The organism is Bradyrhizobium sp. USDA 3650, from assembly GCF_054057395.1.
Genome location: NZ_JBSRZG010000001.1, coordinates 4,158,437 through 4,180,896 on the forward strand (window position 1 = coordinate 4,158,437; position 22,460 = coordinate 4,180,896).

Below are 22,460 nucleotides of genomic sequence, written 5' to 3' on the forward strand. Positions count from 1 at the left end.
GGGCCGGTCGGCCTGCTGGAATCGTTGCGGAAGATTGCGTGCCATGAACGAGATCGACCAGCTATCGAACTTCCTGCAGAAGCTGACGCCGCTGTCGCGCAGCTGTCTGCTCAGCGAGCTCGAACGGCTTGAGCTGTGCGGCATCGACATGCCGGGCTCATCCGACCTCCAATCGCGGCTGCGCGCCGAATTTCGCAAGGACGGATCGAGCCAGGCGCGCGCCACCAGTCCCTCGCGCCATTTCTTTGCGCCGCTCGAGCTGCTTCTGATCGACGGCGCGCCCGAGCATGCCAATGTGGGGCGGATCTCGCGCAACACCCTCACCCCGATCTGGGAGTGGATCTGCCGCGACCTGCTGCCGACCATGGCGCGCGACTACATCAAGGCGATCAACGACCAGGTCGCCGCCAACAATCACAAGGAAGTGCTGAAGATCGCATCGACCTTCCAGACCAAGGTCGTCAAGGTTCTCGAGAGCACCCTCGCATCGGCGGAGAGCACCGAGTTCGCGCGCGGCAAGCTCGCGCAATATACCGCATCGCGCACCGCCTTCGACGACGTGAAGAAGATGCAGCATGTGCTGCGCGCCGGCGCCGCGCTGCCGAAGTTCAGCGAAAAGCTGCCCGAGAAGATCGCGAAATTCGACGACGGCACGGTCGATCAGATCACCGCACGATTGGACGCCTTCAAGAAGGCCCATCCCGAGGCGCTGCCGTTCGCGCTCACGCTGGTGGCCAAGCGGCTGAAGACGTTCTGGCAATTGGTGCGCCTTGCCACCAAGGCCGCCGCGAGCAAGAGCGCCGCCGATGTCGCCGCCACGCCCTATGCCTGCGTCGTTCACATGGTGCTCGACCAGCTCGACGACAGGCGCCTCGCCTTGCGCATCGCGCTCCGGCACAACCGGGTGCTGATCGCGCGCGACCTGCTCGCCGAGATCTACGACACCGAATATGCGCTCAAGGTGCGGATCGACGGCATCGAGCAGTGTGAGTGGGGCATTCGGCTCCAGCAATTGATGGACGCGATCGCGGCGCTGGTGTCCGCCGAGGTGAGCCGCTTCCCCTCCAATGTCGGCCACATTCTCGGCTCGCGCCGGCTGCGCAGCCACGACACGCTCGGTGGAAAGCTGTCCTATCTGGCCTGGAAGGGACGCGATGTGATCGAGGACGGCGCGGCCGCGTTGCGCAAGCTGATCGGCCAAACCTGATCCCGCGCTAATGCGCGCGCGGCAGGCACAGGAAGCGATCGAGAAATCGTCCTGACAGCACGAACCTGAACCACCAATACATTATTCGCCGCGACGTCATTGCTGCGATCCTCGACAGCCCACCACCGGCTGCCCAGAGCAATAGCGCACGTGCAGCAATCCGCTTGTGATGTGCTTCACATTGGCGCCGGCGCGCACCGACGCATTGTCGCAGAACCGTCACGAGCGAACCGGGAAAATGCGCGCATGGCGCGCAATTGAGGCGCTCCATTATTCAATTGGGCGAGGCGCGCGCGGCTTGGTCCAATTGCAGGACAGTGCGCGCGCATGCAGTCTTACTGCACGTCGCGAAATCTCCCGTGATTGCCGCAACCCTGCGCCCGATGCGCGGGCAGACGTAAAAACTTCTCGAACGAGACCCAGACAATTTTAGACATGATGGGTGCTTTAACGTTACCCAGATAATTCGACAATCGACTGAAGCCTTCCATATTTGAAACTGCTCACGTCGCTACACACCGGCACGGAACGGGAGTGCTTGCGATGAACGACGAAATTGTAGAACTCGCCGAACGAAGGCCGAAGACCTTCGGACGGCGAAAGATGAAGCCGCGCGCCTGCGTGGCCGACGGCAAGCGCCATCTGCGCGCGTTTCTCGCGGAAGTTCTGGAGGATCTCGGCTTCGTCACCACCGAATGCGCCAGCGCCGAGGAGCTGCAGAGCGTGCTGACGAGCGGATTGCCCGACCTGATCCTGCTCGGCATCGCCGCCGACGGCATCGAGCCCGGCAAATTTCTGGAGACGCTGGTGCGCGAGGCCTTCGACGGCAAGATTCTGACGGTGGGCGCCCGCGAGTCGATCATCGTCAGGGCGGTGCAGCAGGTCGGCGAGGAATACGGCCTCAAGATGCTGCCGCCGCTGACCACGCCGTTTGCCGCGGAGACGCTGCGCGACCGCGTCGCGATGCTGTTGCCGGAGGAGCCGGCGCCGAGCCCCGCCGTGCATGTCGGCGAGGCCCTGCACGCCGGCTGGCTCGAGCTCTGGTACCAGCCCAAGATCGACGCGCGCACGCTGATCCGCAATAGCGCAGAGGCGCTGGTGCGGATGCGGCATCCGACCTGGGGCGTGGTGCCGCCCGCCTATTTCATCCCCGAAGAGCACGACCCGAATCTGCGCGACCTCTCCGAATTCGTGATCGAGCGCGCCATGCAGGACTGGCACTATCTGCTGGAGCAGCAGAGCCCGGTCGATCTCGCGATCAACCTGCCGGCGTCATATCTGAAGGAGCCGCAGGCCGTGCGCGATCTCTGCCGCCGCATGCCGACGCATCCGGCGTTCGGCGGGCTGACGATCGAGATCGACAGCGAGGAGGCGATCCGCGACCTCGATCTCCTGGTCGAGGTCGCCCGCGAACTGCGTCTGCACAATATCGGCCTGTCGGTCGACAATCTCGGCGCCAACTGGCCGTCGCTGATGGACCTCGGCAAAATTCCCTTCATCAAGCTGAAGGCCGACCGGCACTTCGTCACCGGCAGCGGCACTGATCGTCTCAAGCGCACCGTGTGCCGCCACATCGTCGAGCTTTCGCATGGCTATGGCGTGCGCGCCGTCGCCGAGGGCGTCGAGAGCCGCGCCGATCTGGTCGCCGCCAACGAGCTCGGCTTCGACCTCGTGCAGGGTTTTCTGTTCGGCAAGCCGATGCCGCTGAAGAAGTTCGCGCGGAGCACGCTGACGCGGACGGTGATGGGGTGAGAGTGAGGCGGCCTCAGGCAAACCGCCGCGCGAAGAACACGCAGGCGACCACCAGCGCGGTCGCGACGATCATGCTCCAGGCGACCGGTTCGTGCAGCAGCAGGCCGGCAAGCGCGAGGCCGAAGAACGGCTGGAGCTGCTGCAACTGGCCGACGCGGGCGATGCCGCCGATCGCGAGCCCGCGGTACCAGAAGATGAAACCGACGAACATGCTGAAGATCGAGACATAGGCGAGCCCGATCCAGGCGGGCACACCGACGCCGCTCCACGTCGACGGCCAGGTGAGAATCGCGACCGGCAGCATCAGCGGCAGCGACAGCAGCAGCGCCCAGGAGATCACCTGCCAGCCGCCGAGCCGGCGCGACAGCGCGGCGCCTTCGGCATAGCCGAGCCCGCACAGCACGATCGCCGCGACCATCAGCAGATCGCCGGTGAGCGATGCGGTGCCGTCGTTGGACAGCGCAAAGCCCGCGACCGTGGCGCTGCCGAGAATCGCGAACAGCCAGAACATCGGCTGCGGCCGCTCGCCGCCGCGCAGCACGCCGAAGATCGCGGTCGACAGCGGCAAGAGCCCGATGAAGACGATCGAATGCGCCGAGGTGATGTGCTGGAGCGCAAGCGCCGTCAGCAAGGGAAAACCGACCACGACGCCGATGGCGACGATGACGAGCGAGACGAGATCCTTGCGCTGAGGCCACGCCTGACGGAGCAGGCCGAGCACGGCCACACCGATCAGCGCCGCGATGACCGCGCGCACCGAGGTCAGGAACAGCGCGGAGAACCCGCCGACCGCCACGCGCGTCGCCGGCAGCGAGCCGCTGAAGATGATGACGCCAAGAAGCCCGTTGCCCCAGCCGCTGCCGGAAGATTGCATGCCCGTCTCGCCTTGTCGGTGGTGATCCCAACTGGAGAGGCCAGCCGGGTGGCGTGACGATTACCTGTAAGCTTTCCAACGCCCAACAACAAAAAGCGTGAAAACAACCCCATGCACAGTAGACGGGGGTAAGAAGATCAATGACTTACAGGGGGCCGGAATCGTCCGACTGGGCGACACTTAATTCGCCTTGATGCCCGCTTCACTGATCAGCTTTCCCCATTTCGAGCTTTCGCTTTGGATGAAGCGGCTGAACTGCTCGGGCGAGGTCGGTGCAGGCTCTGCGCCAAGCGTCCGGATCTTCTCGACCACCGACGGGTCCTTCAGGGCTTTTCCGAAGGCTTCGTTCAGCCGGCCGACGATATCGGCTGGCGTGCCGGCCGGAGCAACCAGCCCGAACCAGCCAACGGATTCGAAACCCGCAATCCCGCTCTCGGCGAGTGTCGGCACATCGGGCAAGGACGAAAGACGCTGGGCAGACGACACACCGATGGCGTTGAGCTTGCCTTCGAGGATCAGTTGCCTCGATGCGGGGATATCCAGCACCGCGAAGGGGACATGGCCTGCGAGAACGTCGACCGTCGCCGGCGCGGTCCCGCGATAGGGGACCAGCTCCATGGCGATCCCGGTCTTCTGCGTGAACAGTGCTGCGGTCAAGTGCATGGCTGTCGAATTGCCGCCATGTCCGATCGACAACGCGCCCGGCTTGGCCTTGGCGAGCGCGATCGTTTCCGCGACCGTATGCGCCGGCACGTTCGCGGACGCAACCAGCACGAAGGGAATTTCCGCGAGCAGGGTGATCGGCGCAAGATCCTTCGGATCGAACGGCATCGACGAATTGAGATGCGGATTCACCGTCAGGCTGCCTGCCGGCGCGACGCCGAGGGTATAGCCATCAGCCTTGGCCTGTGCGACCGCGGCCATGCCGATGTTGCCTCCAGCACCCGCGCGGTTCTCGATCACGAGACCCTGTTTGAGCTCGGCAGTGACCAGCGGTTCGAGCGCGCGGATGACGGTATCGGCGCTGCCGCCAGGCGGAAAGGTCACGATGATCTTGATCAATTGCTCTGGATAGGCCGCTCGGCCCGCCTCCATCGGCAGCACGGCGAAACTCGCGGCCGTCAGCACGGCCAATATGCGGCGGCTTACAACGTGAAACACGTTTCCCTCCCCGGTGCGTTCTTGTTTGTGAACCACGACTTTGTAGACCACGTCCTGACGGACTTCGCCGCGAGACCGTCCGCTTCAAATCGCCTCACGCCGAAGCGCCAGTGATGCGCGTCAGCAAGCCTTGTGGGTCCGCGGGCGCGGCCTGCCCGCGCCAGGCGATGTGCTGATCGGGCCGCGCCAGCACCAGCTTCTCGGCATACGCGCCGTTCGCTTCGTCCGGCGCGATGTCGAGCAGCGCGAGCGGAATGCCGCGCTGCTTTGCGGCAGCCTCAAGCGGCGCCACATCGATCGCCGGATCGAACCGCAGCAAAGTGTAGCCGACGCCGAAGGCATCGTAGAGCGAGCGCCCGTCCCGCAGAAATAGGTGCGGCGCGCGAGCGCCCGGCACGGTGGAGGGTGTGAAGCTGCCCATCGCGTAAGCCGGCGGCGTCTCGCCGTCATAGGCGATGATCGGCGAGGCATCGTAATAGTAGCCGAAGTTCAATCCGGCACAGCAATATTGCTGCACGTTGAGATCGTAGGCCGCCCTGGCCAGCGCTGCGCGCGCGGCGTGGCCGCGCGGCGTGTCGTCCTCGATCTCCGCGGAGACTCCGCCACGCTGCGCCATCATCTTCATCGCGTGGTCCATGGCAAAGCGCGACACCTGTTCGGTGATGGGCTGGCGCTCCGCCTCGTAGGCATCGAGGATCGACGCCGGCGCCCACCCGTTCAGATGCGCCGCCACCTGCCAGCATAGGTCGACGGCGTCCGCAATGCCCGCATTCATGCCGTAGCCCGCATACGGCATCCACAGATGCGCGGCGTCGCCGCAGATGAAGACCCTGCGGTCGCGGAAGCGATCGGCGACAAGCCGGCGGCCGACCCAGTCCTCCTTGCTGAGGACGCGGTATTCGAAGCGCTCGTCGACACCGAGAATGGCGCGGATGGCCCAGTCCCGATCGACCGAATCAAATTCGGGCTCGTCTGGCTTCAGGTGATTGTGGATCAGCCAGCGGTCACGACCGTCGATCGCCACCGTGGTGCCTGAGCGTCGCGGGTTGAGCGAGAGCACCATCCAGGCCGGCTTGTGCGCGCCCATCAGCTCCTTGAGCTGCGGCGCTTCGATGAAGGTCGATTGCACGCGCTGGATCACCGGCGTGCCGGACAGGTTGGCACCGATCGATTTGCGAACCAGGGAACGGCTGCCATCGCAACCGATCACAAAGGAAGCCTCGATGCGGAGCGAGCTTCCGCTGTCGAGGTCGCGCGCCAGTGCGACCACATGGTCGTCATTCTGCTCGATGTCCGTGATTTCCGTGCGCGCCAGAATGGTGATGCGCGACTGAGCGGCGGCATGGCTGAACAGGATCGGCTCGAGATAGACTTGGTTGATCCGGTGCGGCGGCTCCGGCGTCGGCCACCAGGTATCGGGACCACCGGTGGCGCTGTAGCGACGTGCGCGCGAGGGAATGTCGATGCGGCACAGCTCGATGCCGGTCGCCGTGGTCCGGTAGGAGCAGTCGTTCGGGAAATCTGCGGGCAGGCCTGCGTCGCGCAGCTTTGCGGCGACGCCGAGCCGGCGGAAGATCTCCATCGAACGCGCCGAGACGTGATTGCATTTGACGCTGGGCGGATCGCCGGCATGGCGGATCTCCGCGACCACGACGTCGATCCCACGGGAAGCCAGATCCATCGCCGCGGTCAATCCGACGGGCCCGGCGCCCACCACCAGCACCTGTGTTCTCATGTTCGTTTCCGATCCGTTGGCGATCGCGGCTTCACCGTCCACGGCATGCATTTTATTGCATGCTCGCTTATGTGATAAGCCGGAAAGAACTCATCAATTCATGAGCTTTGCCTATGAACGTCACCTTGCGGCAATTGCAGGCCTTCACCGGCGTGTACCGGACGCGCAGCATCACGCGGGCCGCCCGTGAGCTGGGAATCACGCAATCGGCGGCGAGCCTGTTGATCCAGCAGCTCGAAGCGCAGCTCGGCGTCAAACTGTTTGATCGCTCCACGCGTTCGGTGCAGCCGACGCGGGCCGCCGACGAGGCAGTTCATGCCGCAGAACGCATGCTGGGCGATGCGCTGGGCCTGTCGCGGCGCATGCGCGACCTGGCGCAGGCGCGCGCCGGCCGGGTCGCGTTTCTCGCCTCAGCCGGTACCGCATCGGCGCTGCTGCCCTCGGTGCTCGCTAAATTCCGGGCAGGCTATCCCGACATCGAAATCGACATGCGCGACGTCGCCGCCGACGATCTCGTTCCGCGCCTGATCGCGACGGATGCGGAGTTCGCGATCGGCAGCGTCGAGGGAGAATTCGCGGAGCTGACGGTCGAGACGCTGACCCGCGGCCGCCTGAGCGCGATCGGCCGGCGCACCGCCGACTTCGCGGCACGGCGCTCGCTGACATGGGACGAGTTGGCTCAGATGCCGACGATCGCGATGCGGGGCGAGACGCGGATTCGCATGCAGATCGATCAGGCGCTGGGCACCCAGGGCAAGCACCTCAACCCAACCTATGAAGTGACGCTGATCAACACCGCGCTTGCCATGACGGCGCAGGGTCTCGGCCTCGCGATCCTTCCTGCGACGATGCTGCCGGCGGATCAATTTCCAACTCTGATCGCAAAGCCGCTGATACGGCCTGCGATCACCCGCCCGGTGTCGCTGCTGCAGCGCCAGGGGCGGACGTTGTCGCCAGCCGCGCAGGCGTTTGTGGCGACGGCACGGACGGTGCTGGCGGAGCGAGAGCCGGCAAGATCAGACTGATCTACCGAGCTTTCTAAAAAGCCATTTTGTTGTGGCGGATGATGTTGGCGGAGAGGGAGGGATTCGAACCCCCGATAGGCTTGCACCTATGCCGCATTTCGAGTGCGGTGCATTCGACCACTCTGCCACCTCTCCTGAAGGCGCCAAGTAAGGAGCATGGCCCCTGTGGTTCGGGCGTTAATAGGCGAGGATGGCGGGCCAGACAAGGCTTGCGAGGGCGAAAATCGGGCCGGTTTTCCGACTGGAGCCACGATGTCACGGTGATGATCGGGGGCGATCACGGATTTCGGCGGCGGTTTGCGCGGGAATGGGCCTGAGCCGTTCGCCGCTGACCCGGTGCGAGCCCGATGCGGCACGTCGGTGCCCGAATCACTGGTACCCGCAAAAGGCGGGGTGGGACCGCCAGACGCGGTAAACACTGGCGGTCCCGTGCCGCTCATTGAAATACTGGCTGGGAAGGGCGGCTTCGCCGGCCAGGTGAGGCGACGGTTCCGACCGTAGCGTGCGGCCCGTGCACCGCAACGCAATCCGGTCCTTAACCTAACCAGTCAAGGTTACTCTGGAGCCGTGTCCGTTCCGATCGGATCGGAACGGGGCTCCAGAATCATGTTTTTGGCGCGTTTTCTTCACGCGAACCGGTGTCCACTTCGCTCGAAAACGCTTCAGTCGGACTTGGCCTTTTTCTTACCGTTGCCCGTGGAATCCCCGTCTTTTCCGTTATCCTTGTCCTTAGCGTTGTCCTTGCGACGGTTGGTGAAGCGGGCATTGCCCAGCCCAGTGCCGATGGTGAGCACGCCCCAGCGATCGACGTCCTGCATGAACGGCACCTCGGAGAGGCCCTGAACCACACCGTCATTGTGCATCAGGATCGCGGTGTCGTGCTCGCCGATGGAAGGGATGCCGTCGAGCAGGCTCGCCGGCAGATTGAACTTGCTGCTCTCCCAATTGCCCGGCAGGTTCTGCGCGCCTTTCTCGATCGAGCCGTCCGCGTTGATCACGCCGGGACAGGCGATGCCGATGAACGGCGCCAGCTTGTAGCCTTCCTTCTCGGCCTCGCTGATCAGCCCCTTCAGCATCTTGGTGAGCCGCTTCACCGCGCCTTCGCGCGTCGGCTCGTCGTCGGCATGACGCCACAGCTCGGACTTCACGACCTTGGCTTTCGACAGGTCTTTTGCCTTTTTCCAGCTGGTCTCCACCAGGCCGCAGCGGATATTGGTGCCGCCGATATCGACGGCGAGGATGCTGTCATGGGCCTCGAAGATCCATGACGGCGCCAGATGCAGCGCGCCGATCAGGCCGGCCTCGTCGGGATGATGGCGGATCGGCAGCATGTCGATCTTGAAATCCTCGGCCATGAGGATGATCTCGGTGCGCGCGATCGCGAGCTCGCCGAGCCTGGAATCGCGAAAACCGCCGCCGACCACGATGCGCTCGGTCTTGGCCCAGGCCTTGGACTTGAGGAAGCGGCGGGTGACGTAAGCGAGCTCCTGGGCGAAGTCCTCGATGGCGCTATGCACCACCGCCCAGGCCTCGGTGTCATCGCCGACCAGGATGGCGTCCAGCGTCTTCTTGCTGATCTCCTCCGACGGCTCCTTGCCGAACGGGTCCTCGCCGGACTTGCGCAGCGGCTTGCGCCAGCGCTCGAGGATCTCGCGGAACGCGCCCTTGCTGGCGCGGTCGCCGATGAAGCCATCCTCGTCCTTCATCTCGATGTTGAAGCTGTCGATATCCACCGACGGCAGCCGCTCCGCGCCGTGATGGGCGATGCCCGTCGTCGTCTTGACCAGCTCGTCTGTTGCCATGGTAAGCCCCTTGCCCGTGTGACTGAATTCGCCGGGACAACGGCGGGGGAACCCGTTGGTTGCGGCGCGGGCCGAAATTCGCCTGCGGGCCGGATCGGGCCTAAATGCTTCAAATCCGGGGCGTTTTCACCGGCTTTTCCTTGACTCCGTGCTGTCAGCGGCTATAAATCCCGCAACCGGCGCGGGGCGTTTCTCGCGCCGCCTGTTTTTGCGTGGGTTTTCAAAGGGATAACTCCCGCCCGCACAAAACTCGCATAAACCCATAACGACTGACAAAAAGCCGGCCCCGACACTATGTCGCGAGGCCGGGAATGAACACGAAGGAAAACAACGATGTTCGCAGTCATCAAAACCGGCGGCCGGCAGTACCGCGTCGTTCCGGATGATGTCCTGGAAGTAGGCAAGATCGAAGGCGAAGTCGGCTCGATCGTGCAGCTTAATGAAGTTCTCCTGGTCGGCGGCGACACGCCGATCCTGGGTCTGCCCACGGTCGCAGGCGCCTCCGTCGCGGTCGAGGTGCTCGACCATAAGCGCGGTCCCAAGGTCATCGCTTTCAAGAAGCGCCGCCGCAAGAACTCGCGCCGCAAGCGCGGCTATCGCGACGAGATCACCGTGCTGCGCATCTCGGAGATCCTGACGGACGGCGCCAAGCCCACCAAGGGGCCGCGTCCGAAGCGGGAAAAGGTCGCCAAGCCGGAGACCACGAGCGAAGAGGCCGCCGCATAATTTGATCACGCATCATCACGAAGTGATGCGTGAGAAATTGTGAAATGATTCCGTCAAGGAATTGATCTAGAAATACGTAGAATTTCGGAGACGAGCCATGGCTCACAAAAAAGCAGGCGGTTCATCGCGTAACGGTCGCGATTCCAAGGGCAAGCGCCTCGGTATCAAGGCGTTCGGCGGGGAAGTTGTGATTCCCGGCAACATCATTGCGCGTCAGCGCGGCACCACCTGGCATCCCGGCCTTAATGTCGGCATGGGCACGGACCACACCTTGTTCGCCAAGATCGAGGGCCGCGTAACGTTCCAGGCCAAAGCCAACGGCCGCACCTTCATCTCGGTGCTCCCGCTCGCAGAGGCGGCTGAATAGACGGTGGATCAAATTTGGAGTCCGCCGGGTCCCAGACCGAACCGGCGGAGTCCTTGAGATCAAAAGAGATCGAAGGCTCCAGGGGAGGCGGGAAACCGGCCTCCCCTTTCGTTTGCGTGCTCACTTTTCACTTTAGTGACTTCGACGGAGCCGGACATGTTGCAGGATTTTTCGAGCGTGACCTTGCGGGAGGCGAGACCTGATGTCGTCGCCACCGAGCGGCTGACCTTGCGGCGGCCGACCCTCGCCGACGTCAGGACCATCGCCCTCCTCGCCAACGATCCTCGCGTTGCCGAAAACACAAGGCGCCTCCCGCATCCCTATTCGCAAGACGACGCCGTCGCCTTCATCCGCGCCACCGCCGTGCCCGGCGGCGAGACCGTGTTCCTGATCGAGCATGACAGCGGCCCCATCGGGATGGTCGGCATCGACTGCTCGACGCCCGGCAATGCCGAGCTCGGCTATTGGCTCGGCGTCGAACATTGGGGCCGGGGCTTTGCCACCGAGGCCGCGCGCGGCGCGATCGACTTCTTCTTCGAGGAGTTCGAGGACGATCATCTCTATGCGGGCGCGCGCGTCACCAACCCGGCCTCCCGCAACGTGCTGGAGAAGTGCGGCTTCCAGTGGAGCGGCGTCCAGCTGCATCGCTTCCTGGCGCTGGGCTCGTCCACGCCCGTCGATTGCTTCCGTCTCTCGCGCAGTGTGTGGGCGTCGCTGAAGAGCTGGAGCAGTGCGAGGCGGGTGAGGTAGGGCGGACACTGTCGTCCCGGCGAAGGCCGGGACCCATAACCACAGGGAGTAGTTGGGCGAAGACTCGGAGTGAGAGTCTTAGCATCAGCAACAGTCGGGGTTATGGGTCCCGGCCTTCGCCGGGACGACACGGTGGTTGGAATTACGCCGGCGGGTTCACATCCGCGTCGCCCCGCCCGAGATCGCGCTCACGCAAGTAAATATAGAACCCGGCGCCGATGATGATCGCGGCGCCGACGATGGTGGCGATTTCGGGCACGTCGCCGAACACGACGAAGCCGAAGATCACCGCCCAGACGATCATCGAATATTGATAGGGCACGACGACGCTGGCCGGCGCCAGCTTGAGCGAGCGGTTGACGCAGAACAGCGCCGTGACCGAGACGCATCCCGCCAGCGCGAAGATCACGAGGCTGCCCGGTGTCGGCGGCACCCAGTGGAACGCCGACAGCACCGCACCCAGCAGGAACGTGCCGACGAATTGCGACGACGCCATCACGATGTCGGGCGTCTTGCGCAGGCTGCGCGTGATCAGCATCAGCGTTGCAAAGGAAAGACTGCCGCCAAGCGCGATCAGCGCCGGCAGGCTCACCGTCTGTGCCGATGGCCGCAGCGCGATCAGCACGCCGCAGAAGCCGATCAGGATCGCCGTCCAGCGCCGCCAGCCGACCTTCTCGCCGAGAAAGATCGCCGACATCGCGGTGACGAAAATGGGCCCGGCGAGATAATAGGTGATGACGTCGGCGAGCGGCAGGTAGACCGTCGCGAGGAAGAAGGCCGCCACTTCCAGCGTCGACAGCACGACGCGAAACAGCTGGAGGCCCGGCCGCTCCAGCTGCAGGAACTGGTGACGCTGCCGCCAGACCAGCGGCGACAGCAGCAGCAGCGCCGCGCAGGCGCGCAGAAACAGCAGCTGCCCTACCGAATAAGTCCCGACCAGGAACTTGCCCATGGCATCGCCGAACGAGAACATGAAGATCGACAGCACCATGAGCGCAATCCCGGCGAGGCGCGCCGAGCGTTCGTCATAGGCCGAGAGATTTTTGAAGAGGGGCATTGCTGTCGTTCGTGGAAACTCGTCATTGCGAGGAGCTCTTGTGACGAAGCAATCCAGACTGTTGCCGCGGAGACAGTCTGGATTGCTTCGCTTCGCTCGCAATGACGAGCGGAGAGAGCGTCGAAACGGCGACCAGAGTCGCTTGCGGTCGTTTTACTGACGTGAGCGCCCGCGACAAGCCCACGCCAGCCGAATTGAACGGATTGCCGCACTCTTCGCGTCGCGGTAGCGATGGGCGCCACCAACGAAACAGCCAGGAAAGAGCTTAGCCATGACCGACTTCGACCCGGCCCGGCATCGCATGATCCCCGCGCAACGCTGGTTTGAGGATTTCGTGGTCGGCGAGCGTTTCGTGCTGCCGAGCCGCACGCAGACGACGGCCGTGTTCGCGGCGTTCCAGACCGCGAGCGGCGACACCCATCCGGTACATTACGACGTGGAGTATTGCCGCAGCCGCGGCATGCCGCATCTGCTCGCCCACGGTTTCCAGACGCTGATCCACACCGCACCCGGCGCGGGCCTGTTTCCGTTCATGGTCGAGGACTCCCTGGTCGGCTTCCTCGAGCAATCCAGCCGGTTCCTCAAACCGGTGTTCGCCGACGACACAATCTATCCCGCGCTCGAGGTCACCGAGCTGGTGCCGGGACGCTCGACCGGCGCCGTGACGCTCAAAAGCACCGTGTTCAACCAGCGCAAGGAGCTGGTGCTGGAGGGCACGCAGAAATTCCTGATCCGGCGCCGGCCCCTCTGACGTCGTCCCGGGGTTAAGCACGCCCCAAAATCGCGGAAATTCGGCCGATTTGCGGGTCTATCCGGGTTGCCGCGCGGGACCGGCTGGCCTACCTATGGCCCATGAAATTCCTAGACGAAGCAAAGGTCTATATCCGCTCCGGCGACGGCGGAAACGGCTGCGTGGCGTTCCGCCGCGAAAAATTCATTGAATTCGGCGGCCCCTCCGGCGGCAATGGCGGCCGCGGCGGCAATGTCATCATCGAGGTCGCCGACGGGCTGAACACGCTGATCGACTATCGCTACCAGCAGCACTTCAAGGCCCAGAAGGGCGAGAACGGCTCGGGCTCGGACCGCCACGGCGCCAATGGCAAGTCGATCGTGCTGAAGGTCCCGATCGGCACGCAGATCTTCGACGAAGATCGCGAGACCATGATCCACGATTTCACCACGGTGGGCGAAAAATTCGTGCTGGCCGAAGGCGGTAATGGCGGCTTCGGCAACGCGCATTTCAAGACCTCGACCAACCGCGCGCCGCGCAATGCCAATCCCGGCCAGCCCGGCGAGGAGCGCTGGATCTGGCTGCGGTTGAAGCTGATCGCGGATGCCGGCCTAGTCGGCCTGCCCAATGCCGGCAAGTCCACCTTCCTCGCCAAGGTCAGCGCGGCCAAGCCGAAGATCGCCGACTATCCCTTCACCACGCTGCATCCGCAGCTCGGCGTCGTGAATGCCGACGGCCGCGAATTCGTGCTGGCTGATATCCCCGGCCTGATCGAAGGCGCGCATGAAGGCGTCGGTCTCGGCGACCGCTTCCTCGCCCATGTCGAGCGTTGCCGCGTGCTGCTGCATCTCATCGATGCGACCTGCGAGCACGCCGGCAAGGCCTACAAGACGGTGCGAACGGAGCTGGACGCCTATGCCGGGCAGCTCACCGACAAGATCGAGATCGTCGCGCTGAACAAGATCGACGCGGTCGAGCCGGACGAGTTGAAGAAGCAGAAGGAGCGGCTGAAGCGCGCCGCCAAGAAGGCTCCGCTGCTGCTCTCCGCCGTCACCGGCGACGGCGTGCAGGAAGCGTTGCGCGCCCTGGCGGATGTGATCGGCGAGAGCCCGGTCTCTGCGAAAGCGAAGAGCGCGGCCGAAGCGGAGCCTTGGTCGGTTTGACTTTTCGTCGTCCCGGCGAAGGCCGGCACGACACTGGAATGTACGGCCGCAGACGCGTGCATCGCTGATAGCTTGTTGTCTTCGCGCCCTCGATAGCGCAGCATCCCGCAATCAAGACACGGCAGGGATGATTCATGGCGCGCGCGAAGAACGTTCTCTGGATCATGTGCGACCAGCTTCGCTACGACTATCTCGGCTGCACCGGGCATCCCCGGCTTAAGACACCGAACATCGACGCCATGGCGAAGCGCGGCGTGCTGTTCAGCAAGGCCTATGTGCAGTCGCCGATCTGCGGTCCTTCGCGGATGTCGTTCTACACCGGGCGCTACATGCGCTCGCACGGCTCGCACTGGAACGGCTGGCCCTTGCGCGTCGGCGAGCCCACCCTCGGCGATCACCTCAAGAAGCTCGGCGTGCGCAACGTGCTGGTGGGCAAGACCCACATGGCGCCCGATCTCGAAGGCATGAAGGCGCTCGGCATCCCGCCGGAATCGGTGATCGGCGTGCACGTCGCCGAATGCGGGTTCGAGCCCTATGAGCGCGACGACGGCCTGCATCCCACCGGGCGGCCGCGTCCGAAATACGACGAATATCTGCGCCAGCAGGGTTTCGATGCGCCCAATCCCTGGGAGCATTGGGCCAATTCAGGTGCAGCCGAGGACGGCTCGCTCCAGAACGGCTGGCTGCTCGTGCATGCCGACAAGGCCGCGCGCGTGCCGGACGAGCATTCCGAGACGCCCTACATGACGCGACGCGCCATGGACTTCATCGGCGAGGCCGAGACCGACGGCAGGCCATGGTGCCTGCATCTGTCCTACATCAAGCCGCACTGGCCCTACATCGCGCCCGAACCTTACGCCAGCATGTATTCGACATCCGACATGATCCCGGTGATCCGCTCCGAGCGCGAGCGGCAGAACCCGCATCCAGTGTTCGGCGCCTATATGGATATGCGCTACTCCCGCAACATGGCGCGCGACGATGCCCGCGAGAAGGTGATCCCGACCTATATGGGCCTGATCACCCAGATCGACGACCAGATGGGCGTGCTGATGAAGTTTCTGGAGGAGCGCGATCTGCTGGATACCACCATGATCGTGTTCACCTCCGATCACGGCGATTATCTCGGCGATCACTGGATGGGCGAGAAGGATCTGTTCCACGAGCAGTCGGCAAAGATCCCCCTGATTATCATCGATCCCTCGAAGGAGGCGGATGCGACGCGCGGCACGCGCAACGATGCGCTGGTCGAAGCCATCGATCTCGCGCCGACCTTTGTCGACTATTTCGGCGGCAAGGTGCCGGGCCACATCCTCGAAGGGCGCTCGTTACTGCCGTTGCTGCGCGGCGAGAGCCCGCCGGATTGGCGCAAGGTGGCGTTTTCCGAATACGATTATGTCATGCAGGACGTGCGGCTGAAGCTGAACCAGCCGATCGAACGCTGCCGCCTGTTCATGGTGTTCGACGGCCGCTGGAAATACATCCACGCCTCGGGCTTCCGCCCGATGCTGTATGACCTCGAAACCGATCCGGAAGAGTTTCTGGATCGCGGCGACGACCCTGAGTGCGCCGGCATCATCGCGCGACTGCAGGCCGAATTGTTCGACTGGGCGCTGCATCCCAACGACCACATCACCACGTCCCGCGAGAAGATCGCCGCCTATGCCGACAACCAGCTCCAGGTGAAGGGCGGCATCCTGATCGGCATCTGGGACGAAGCGGAGCTGGCGTCGATCAAGGACGGCATCGCGCAGCGCGCGAAGCTGTAAGTTGCTCTCCGCAAGTCTGCAACAGCGATACAATCGAACATTCGTCCACGCCGTCATTGCGAGCGCAGCGAAGCAATCCACATTTTTTCGCGGAGAGATTCTGGATTGCTTCGTCGCAAGAGCTCCTCGCAATGACGGAGGAGAGACTCAATTCTCGATCTTGTATCCCGTTGCCTTGACGATCGGTTGCCAAAACGCCGTGTTGGCGGCGAGCTCCTTGGTCAGACCTTCCGCGCTGCTGCCGACCGGGATCAGCCCGATCGCGGTGAGCTTTTCCTTCACCTCGGGCTTGGCGAGCGCGGCGCTTGCGGCCGCGCCGAGCTTGCTTGCGAATTCCGGCGAGCTGCCGGCGGGAAGCCACATGCCGTACCAGGCGTCGGCAACGAGATCGATGCCGCTCTCCTTCAAGGTCGGCACCTCCAAAGCAAAGGGTGAACGTTCGGCGCTCGCGACCGCGACGATCTTCACGCCCTTGGCACGATGCTGCGGCAGCGCATCGGCCAACGTGACGATGCCGCACGAGACATGACCGCCGATGATGTCGTTGAGGATGGGCGCGCTGCCCCGATAGGGCACGCGTGTCATGGCAATGCCGAGGTCCTTCTCGAGCTTGGAGCCCATGAAATGCGGGATGGTGCCGTTGCTCGGCACGCCGAACGACGCCTTGTCCGGATGCGCCTTCAGCCAGGCGACGAACCCCTTGAAATCCGCGGCATCGATCGTCGGATTGATGACGACGGCGAACTCAAACCGCGCCAGCAGCGAGACCGGGACGAAATCCTTTGCGGTGTCGAAGCTCGGGGTCGTCTCCACCATCGGCAGCAGGTACATTGTGGGCCCGGTCGTCACCAGCACCATGCTTCCGTCCGGGCTTCCCCCCTTCACCGCCTTGATGCCGATCAGGCCGTCACCGCCGGTGCGGTTCTCGACCACCATGGTCCGCTGCAGCGCCGGCGCCATCTCCTGCGCGATCAGCCGGCACAGCGTGTCGCCGCCCGCTCCCGCCGCGAACGGGAAGATCATTTTCGTCAGCCCGGCCTGAGCTTGCGCCTCGGCCGCCTGCGCCAGCAACGGCAACCCGAGGCATCCGGCGATGAAGTTGCGGCGATCCATTGGTTTCCTCTTTGAGCCTATTATGGTTGGCGACAGTTAGAGCCAGACGGGCGCTCCGGACAAGCGCCGTTTACCGGGCCTGCCGCCTTGCGCCGGCCATCGTCCTGCTGCAAAAGCGGGCCTTACCGGCCCCGCTCTCCAGCACATACACGCACCACATACACACATGGCCAGTCCCGAACTCAGTCAATTCCGCCGCATCGTCGTCAAGGTCGGCTCCGCGTTGCTGGTCGATTCCGACAAGGGCGAGGTGCGGGCGTCCTGGCTTGCCGCGCTCGCCGACGACATGGCCAAGTTGCATCGCGAGGGACGTGACGTGCTCGTCGTCTCCTCAGGCTCGATCGCGCTCGGCCGCAGCCGCCTGAAACTGCCGCGCGGCCCGCTGAAGCTGGAGGAGAGCCAGGCGGCCGCAGCCGTCGGTCAGATCGCGCTCGCCCGCATCTGGTCGGAGGTCCTTGGCGCCCACGGCATCGGCGCCGGCCAGATCCTGGTGACGCTGCAGGACACCGAGGAGCGCCGCCGCTATCTCAACGCGCGCTCCACCATCGGCAAGCTGCTGGAGTGGCGCGCGATCCCCGTGATCAACGAGAACGACACGGTCGCGACCAACGAGATCCGCTACGGCGACAATGACCGCCTCGCCGCGCGCGTCGCCACCATGGCGAGCGCCGACCTGCTGGTGCTGCTATCGGACATCGACGGGCTCTACGACGCCCCGCCGAAGAACAACCCGGACGCCAAGCTCATTCCGGTCGTCGACAGCATCTCCTCGGAGATCGAGGCTGTCGCGGGCGACGCCGAGTCCGAGTTGTCGCGCGGCGGCATGCGCACCAAGGTCGAAGCCGCAAAAATCGCGACCACCGGCGGCACGCATATGCTGATCGCCTCGGGCAAGATCGAGCATCCGTTGCAGGCGATCGCCGATGGCGGCCGCTGCACCTGGTTCCTGACGCCGGCCAATCCCATCACGTCGCGAAAACGCTGGATCGCGGGCTCGTTGGAGCCGAAGGGCACGCTGACGATCGACGCGGGCGCGGTCGCGGCGCTGCGCGCGGGCGCCAGCCTGCTGCCGGCCGGAGTCGTCAAGGTCGAGGGCCAGTTCGCCCGCGGCGACGCCGTGATCGTGCGCGGCCCCGACACCAGCGAGGTCGGCCGCGGCCTGATCGCCTACGACGCCGACGATGCCGAGCGGATCAAGGGCCGCTCTTCCCCGGATGTGATGGCCATCCTCGGCATCAGCGGGAGGTCCGAGATGATCCACCGCGATGATCTGGTGATGGGTGGATAGGCACCAGCAAGTCCGCCAACTATTGCATCTCGTCAGGACCGATATCCTGGCGGCCGTGCATCACGCGGATGATCTCGACTCCATCGAGCAGCGGGACATAGAAGATCACGTAATTGCCAACGGGAAAGCTGCGCAGGCTGGCGCGCAGTTCTCGTCGTTCGCGGCCAGCCAAGGGATTTTCCAACAGCATCTCGAAAATCTCGCCGATGCGCGCAATCTGCTTGTCGGCAGCCCGAACGCTGTTGGATGCGATGAAATCCCAGATCGAATCGAGATCTTGGTCGGCCTGTGGAGCTTTGCGGAATCTATTCGCCACGTTTGCGCGCGGCCAGTCGCTGCCGTCCCCGCGCCTTGATGTCGTTCATCCATTCCTGGACATCGACCTCTTCCATTGGTCCGCTGTCAAACCCCTTCTGGATTTCCTCCCGCAGCGCCTCCAGCTTGACCTTGCGACGCTCTTCGCGCTCCTCGACCAAGCGGAGCCCTTCGCGCATGACCTCGCTCGCGGTGGCGTAGCGGCCGCTCTCGAGCAGATTGTCGATCAGGTCCTCGAAATGCTTGCCAATGCTGTAGCTGCTCGCCATGGCGGGGGCTCCGTTATCAAGTAATAATATTTATTGATATTTTGACAGCCCGCAAGGATTTGTCCGACGCCCGGCGCAATCAGGCCATTGGCCGACCAGGCGGCGCGAACCGGACCCCTGCCATACCCGCCCCGCCCTTCGCAAAAGCGGGATTTCCGTGCTAGGACACTGCCTTAGCAGAAGGTTGAAACTCCTATGGCTGCCCCCCTCAAAGCCGTCGACGGCAATGCCGATCTTCAGGCGCTGATGACCGATCTCGGTACCCGTGCCCGCGCTGCCGCGCGCGTGCTGGCGCTGGCGCCGCCGGAGCAGAAGAACCGGGCGCTCGAGGCCATGGAGCGGGCGATCCGCAACAATTCAGCTGCGATCCTCGCCGCCAATGCCGAGGACGTCACCGAGGCCCGCGCCTCAGGCAATGCCACCTCGTCCTTCATCGACCGCCTAACGCTGACGCCGGCGCGGGTCGAGGGCATGGCCGAGGGCATCGGTATCGTGCGCGGCATTGCCGATCCGGTCGGCATCGTCACCGAGAGCTGGCAACGGCCGAACGGCATGACCATCGAGCGCGTGCGCGTGCCGCTCGGCGTCGTCGGCGTGATCTTCGAGAGCCGGCCGAACGTTGCGGCGGACGCCGGCGTGCTGTGCCTGAAGTCGGGCAATGCCGTGATCCTGCGCGGCGGCTCCGACAGTTTCCGCTCCTGCCGCGCGATCCATGACTGCCTCGTGCAGGGCCTGCGCGAAGCGGGCCTCCCCGAGGCTGCAATCACGCTGGTGCCGACGCGCGACCGCGCGGCGGTAGGCATGATGTTGTCGGGATTGAACGGCGCCGTCGACGTGATCGTGCCGCGCGGAGGCAAGAGCCTCGTCGCGCGCGTCGAGCAGGAAGCGCGCGTGCCGGTGTTCGCGCATCTCGAAGGCGTCAATCACGTCTATATCGACGGCAGCGCCGACCTCGCCATGGCGAAGTCGATCGTGCTCAACGCCAAGATGCGCCGCACCGGCGTCTGCGGCGCCGCCGAGACGCTGCTGGTCGATCGCGCCGCTGCCGGTAAGAACCTGAAGCCGCTGGTCGAGATGCTGATCGAGGCCGGCTGCGAAGTGCGCGGCGACGACGCCGTGCAAAAGACCGATCCGCGAGTCAAACCCGCGAGCGCGGACGATTGGGACACCGAATATCTCGACGCGATCATCGCAGCGAAGGTGGTGGACGGCGTCGACGGCGCGATCGCGCATATCCAGAACCACGGCTCGCACCATACCGACGCGATCGTGAGCGCCGACGAAAGCGCTGCGAAGAAATTCCTGAGCGAGGTCGATTCCGCGATCGTGCTGCACAACGCCTCGACGCAGTTCGCCGACGGCGGCGAGTTCGGCTTCGGCGCCGAGATCGGCATCGCCACCGGCAGATTCCATGCCCGCGGCCCGGTTGGCGCCGAGCAGCTGACGAGCTTCAAATATCGCGTTCACGGCACCGGGCAGACGCGGCCGTAGACGACGCAGGGCGCGGGGCATTGAGCAACAATTTCGTCGCGCCACGTTTCTTCGCGCAGGCCATACCGACCCATACCTCGGGCATGCGCATCGGCCTGCTCGGCGGCTCGTTCAATCCGCCGCACCAGGCCCATCGCGCAATCAGCCAGTTCGCGCTGAAACGCCTCCAGCTCGATCGCGTGTGGTGGTTGGTGACGCCGGGCAATCCGCTGAAGGAGAACGGCGCGCTGCACGAGCTCGGCGAGCGCATGCAGGCCGCGCGCGACGTCGCCGACGATCCCAGGATCGAGGTGAGCTGTCTCGAATCCGTCATTCGCACGCGCTATACCATCGACACGATCAACACCTTGCGCCGCCGCCTCTCGGGCTTGCGCTTTGTCTGGATCATGGGCGCCGACAACCTCGCTCAATTCCATCGTTGGCAGCACTGGCGGCGGATCGCCGATCAGGTGCCGATCGCGGTCATCGACCGCCCGCCACAGAGTTTTCGCGCCCTCGCCTCTCCCGCCGCCCAGGCGCTCAGGCGCTACCGTTTGCCGGAGAATGAGGCGCCATTGCTTGCGGATCGGGCCGCCCCGGCCTGGGTATTCCTGACCGGCATGAAGCTGAATCTCTCCTCGACGGGCTTACGGAACCCGGACGGAAGCTGGAAAGGTACGAAGTGAGTCAGATTGTGCGAACGCGTTCGGACTTCGGGCTCTCTGGCATATTGAAACCCTTAACCCCACATGATGTAGTGTAACCAGTGAGCGCCGGATTCGGCGTTCGCGATACAGTGAAAGGAATGGTCCCTGACCACATCTGTATTGTCCAAGACAGCCTCACCCAAGACGGCTTCACCGAAGTCTGTTTTACCCAAGGTTGCCAAGCCGACGCGTAAAACATCGACCAAAGCTGCGGCCTTGAAGGCGCAACCCGACGCCGACAAGACGCTGAGCCTGATCCTCTCCCGCCTCGACGACATGAAGGCGGAAGAGACGGTCACCATCGACCTTCGCGGCAAATCGGCCTACTCCGACTACATGATCGTCACCACCGGCCGGGCCAACCGGCACGTCGGCGCGATCGCGGAGAACGTCGCCAAAGGCCTCAAGGAAAACGGCATCAAGAACATCCACGTCGAGGGCTTGCCCAATTGCGACTGGGTGCTGATCGATTCCGGCGATGTGATCGTGCACGTGTTCAGACCCGAGGTCCGCGAGTTCTACAGTCTCGAGAGATTGTACACGCAGGGCCCAGGGGCGGCGAAGGCGATCTGAGAGGCTGCTGGCCGATTTCGAATCGGCCGACGCGCATGCTAGCGTCGTGCGCGCGCATATCGCGCGCGGTCCAGAAAACGCGACCCTGAACATATCATGCGCATAGCTGTCATTGCGGTGGGCCGGCTGAAGCAGGGCCCCGAACGGGAGCTTGCCGAGCGCTATTTCGAGCGGTTCGACGAGGCCGGCCGCAAGCTCGGATTCCGCGAGCTCGCCATCCACGAATTGCCCGAAAGCCGCGCGCGCGATACCGCGACGCGGATGGCCGAAGAGGCGGCGGCGATCTCCGCCCATGTTCCCGAAAAATCGGTCCTGGTGGCGCTGGACGAGCGCGGCCAGAATCTGGATTCGACCGTATTCGCACGGCATCTCGGGCGCTGGCGCGACGAGGGTGCCGGTCATACTATCTTCATGATCGGAGGGGCGGACGGACTTTCGCCCGAATTGCGCCGTAAGGCCAAGCTCGCGATCGCGTTCGGCTCTGCGACCTGGCCGCATCAAATGGTCCGCGTCATGCTTCTGGAACAGCTTTATCGGGCCGCCACCATTCTGGCCGGCCACCCCTATCACCGCGCGTGATCCGCGCCACAACGAGCACCTTTGCCTA

Annotated in this window: 22 protein-coding genes and 1 tRNA gene; 14 read left to right on the plus strand and 9 right to left on the minus strand. The window is 64.3% G+C overall.

Annotated features, from left to right (window positions below; genetic code table 11):
- Positions 1–43: 43 nt before the first annotated feature.
- Together ACVIN2_RS19315 and ACVIN2_RS19320 are read left to right on the plus strand one after the other, a co-directional pair.
- A complete protein-coding gene (locus tag ACVIN2_RS19315) occupies positions 44–1,207 on the plus strand; it encodes a hypothetical protein (RefSeq protein ID WP_456766754.1) in 1,164 nt (387 codons plus the stop codon).
- Between the two features lie 543 nt (positions 1,208–1,750).
- Positions 1,751–2,959 carry an EAL domain-containing protein gene (locus ACVIN2_RS19320; protein WP_456766755.1) on the plus strand — a complete coding sequence of 403 codons (1,209 nt, stop codon included), beginning with the start codon at positions 1,751–1,753 and terminating at the stop codon, positions 2,957–2,959.
- A gap of 13 nt (positions 2,960–2,972) precedes the next feature.
- Here the strand turns inward: ACVIN2_RS19320 and ACVIN2_RS19325 are convergent, their stop codons facing one another.
- The 3 genes from ACVIN2_RS19325 to ACVIN2_RS19335 form a co-directional block, all read right to left on the minus strand.
- Complete coding sequence (locus ACVIN2_RS19325) at positions 2,973–3,833, minus strand: DMT family transporter (RefSeq protein ID WP_456766756.1); 861 nt, start codon at positions 3,831–3,833, stop codon at positions 2,973–2,975.
- Between the two features lie 180 nt (positions 3,834–4,013).
- Positions 4,014–4,994: a Bug family tripartite tricarboxylate transporter substrate binding protein gene (locus tag ACVIN2_RS19330; RefSeq protein ID WP_456766757.1), complete on the minus strand. Its 981-nt coding sequence runs from the start codon at positions 4,992–4,994 to the stop codon at positions 4,014–4,016.
- A 94-nt stretch (positions 4,995–5,088) separates the two neighbouring features.
- Positions 5,089–6,729, minus strand: coding sequence for an FAD-dependent oxidoreductase (locus ACVIN2_RS19335; protein ID WP_456766758.1), 1,641 nt, complete (start codon positions 6,727–6,729; stop codon positions 5,089–5,091).
- A gap of 113 nt (positions 6,730–6,842) precedes the next feature.
- Between ACVIN2_RS19335 and ACVIN2_RS19340 the strand changes: the two genes are divergently transcribed.
- The gene (locus ACVIN2_RS19340; RefSeq protein WP_456766759.1) at positions 6,843–7,754 is read left to right on the plus strand and encodes a LysR family transcriptional regulator; all 912 of its coding nucleotides are present in this window, start codon (positions 6,843–6,845) and stop codon (positions 7,752–7,754) included.
- A gap of 45 nt (positions 7,755–7,799) precedes the next feature.
- Here ACVIN2_RS19340 and ACVIN2_RS19345 read toward each other — a convergent pair.
- Positions 7,800–7,889: transfer RNA gene (locus tag ACVIN2_RS19345), tRNA-Ser, on the minus strand.
- Positions 7,890–8,416: 527 nt separating this feature from the next.
- On the minus strand, positions 8,417–9,556 hold the full coding sequence (locus tag ACVIN2_RS19350; protein ID WP_456766760.1) for an ROK family protein: 1,140 nt from the start codon (positions 9,554–9,556) through the stop codon (positions 8,417–8,419).
- 333 nt (positions 9,557–9,889) lie between these two features.
- Here ACVIN2_RS19350 and rplU point away from each other — a divergent pair, with 333 nt between their 5' ends.
- The 3 genes from rplU (at position 9,890) to ACVIN2_RS19365 (ending at position 11,399) form a co-directional block, all read left to right on the plus strand.
- Complete coding sequence (rplU, locus tag ACVIN2_RS19355) at positions 9,890–10,282, plus strand: 50S ribosomal protein L21 (RefSeq protein ID WP_456766761.1); 393 nt, start codon at positions 9,890–9,892, stop codon at positions 10,280–10,282.
- 97 nt (positions 10,283–10,379) lie between these two features.
- Positions 10,380–10,649, plus strand: a complete 270-nt coding sequence (gene rpmA / locus ACVIN2_RS19360) for a 50S ribosomal protein L27 (protein ID WP_018459863.1) — start codon at positions 10,380–10,382, stop codon at positions 10,647–10,649.
- Between the two features lie 156 nt (positions 10,650–10,805).
- Positions 10,806–11,399 (plus strand): GNAT family N-acetyltransferase, encoded by a 594-nt coding sequence (locus ACVIN2_RS19365; RefSeq protein ID WP_456766762.1) that lies wholly within the window; start codon positions 10,806–10,808, stop codon positions 11,397–11,399.
- A gap of 142 nt (positions 11,400–11,541) precedes the next feature.
- On the opposite strand, the gene ACVIN2_RS19370 is transcribed toward ACVIN2_RS19365, so the two are convergent.
- The gene (locus ACVIN2_RS19370) at positions 11,542–12,456 is read right to left on the minus strand and encodes a DMT family transporter (protein ID WP_456766763.1); all 915 of its coding nucleotides are present in this window, start codon (positions 12,454–12,456) and stop codon (positions 11,542–11,544) included.
- A gap of 271 nt (positions 12,457–12,727) precedes the next feature.
- Here ACVIN2_RS19370 and ACVIN2_RS19375 point away from each other — a divergent pair, with 271 nt between their 5' ends.
- The 3 genes from ACVIN2_RS19375 (at position 12,728) to ACVIN2_RS19385 (ending at position 16,118) form a co-directional block, all read left to right on the plus strand.
- Positions 12,728–13,207: a MaoC family dehydratase gene (locus tag ACVIN2_RS19375; RefSeq protein WP_219681801.1), complete on the plus strand. Its 480-nt coding sequence runs from the start codon at positions 12,728–12,730 to the stop codon at positions 13,205–13,207.
- Positions 13,208–13,308: 101 nt separating this feature from the next.
- Positions 13,309–14,349 (plus strand): GTPase ObgE, encoded by a 1,041-nt coding sequence (gene obgE / locus ACVIN2_RS19380; RefSeq protein ID WP_456766764.1) that lies wholly within the window; start codon positions 13,309–13,311, stop codon positions 14,347–14,349.
- 134 nt (positions 14,350–14,483) lie between these two features.
- Positions 14,484–16,118 carry an alkaline phosphatase family protein gene (locus tag ACVIN2_RS19385; protein ID WP_456766765.1) on the plus strand — a complete coding sequence of 545 codons (1,635 nt, stop codon included), beginning with the start codon at positions 14,484–14,486 and terminating at the stop codon, positions 16,116–16,118.
- Between the two features lie 147 nt (positions 16,119–16,265).
- Here ACVIN2_RS19385 and ACVIN2_RS19390 read toward each other — a convergent pair whose 3' ends face one another.
- Positions 16,266–17,231 (minus strand): Bug family tripartite tricarboxylate transporter substrate binding protein, encoded by a 966-nt coding sequence (locus tag ACVIN2_RS19390; protein WP_456766766.1) that lies wholly within the window; start codon positions 17,229–17,231, stop codon positions 16,266–16,268.
- A gap of 166 nt (positions 17,232–17,397) precedes the next feature.
- Here ACVIN2_RS19390 and proB point away from each other — a divergent pair, with 166 nt between their 5' ends.
- Entirely contained in the window at positions 17,398–18,519 is a 1,122-nt protein-coding gene (gene proB, locus ACVIN2_RS19395) for a glutamate 5-kinase (RefSeq protein ID WP_456766767.1), read from the plus strand.
- A 19-nt stretch (positions 18,520–18,538) separates the two neighbouring features.
- Here the strand turns inward: proB and ACVIN2_RS19400 are convergent, their stop codons facing one another.
- A complete protein-coding gene (locus ACVIN2_RS19400) occupies positions 18,539–18,835 on the minus strand; it encodes a type II toxin-antitoxin system RelE/ParE family toxin (protein ID WP_456766768.1) in 297 nt (98 codons plus the stop codon).
- On the minus strand, positions 18,825–19,103 hold the full coding sequence (locus ACVIN2_RS19405) for a type II toxin-antitoxin system ParD family antitoxin (RefSeq protein WP_456766769.1): 279 nt from the start codon (positions 19,101–19,103) through the stop codon (positions 18,825–18,827). The genes ACVIN2_RS19400 and ACVIN2_RS19405 overlap by 11 nt, the downstream gene beginning before the upstream one ends.
- A gap of 195 nt (positions 19,104–19,298) precedes the next feature.
- Between ACVIN2_RS19405 and ACVIN2_RS19410 the strand changes: the two genes are divergently transcribed.
- The 4 genes from ACVIN2_RS19410 (at position 19,299) to rlmH (ending at position 22,432) form a co-directional block, all read left to right on the plus strand.
- On the plus strand, positions 19,299–20,594 hold the full coding sequence (locus ACVIN2_RS19410; RefSeq protein ID WP_456766770.1) for a glutamate-5-semialdehyde dehydrogenase: 1,296 nt from the start codon (positions 19,299–19,301) through the stop codon (positions 20,592–20,594).
- Positions 20,595–20,614: 20 nt separating this feature from the next.
- Positions 20,615–21,259, plus strand: coding sequence for a nicotinate-nucleotide adenylyltransferase (locus tag ACVIN2_RS19415; protein WP_456766771.1), 645 nt, complete (start codon positions 20,615–20,617; stop codon positions 21,257–21,259).
- 237 nt (positions 21,260–21,496) lie between these two features.
- The gene (rsfS, locus tag ACVIN2_RS19420; protein ID WP_007604366.1) at positions 21,497–21,853 is read left to right on the plus strand and encodes a ribosome silencing factor; all 357 of its coding nucleotides are present in this window, start codon (positions 21,497–21,499) and stop codon (positions 21,851–21,853) included.
- 96 nt (positions 21,854–21,949) lie between these two features.
- Entirely contained in the window at positions 21,950–22,432 is a 483-nt protein-coding gene (gene rlmH / locus ACVIN2_RS19425) for a 23S rRNA (pseudouridine(1915)-N(3))-methyltransferase RlmH (RefSeq protein WP_027566421.1), read from the plus strand.
- The last annotated feature ends 28 nt before the right edge of the window (positions 22,433–22,460 follow it).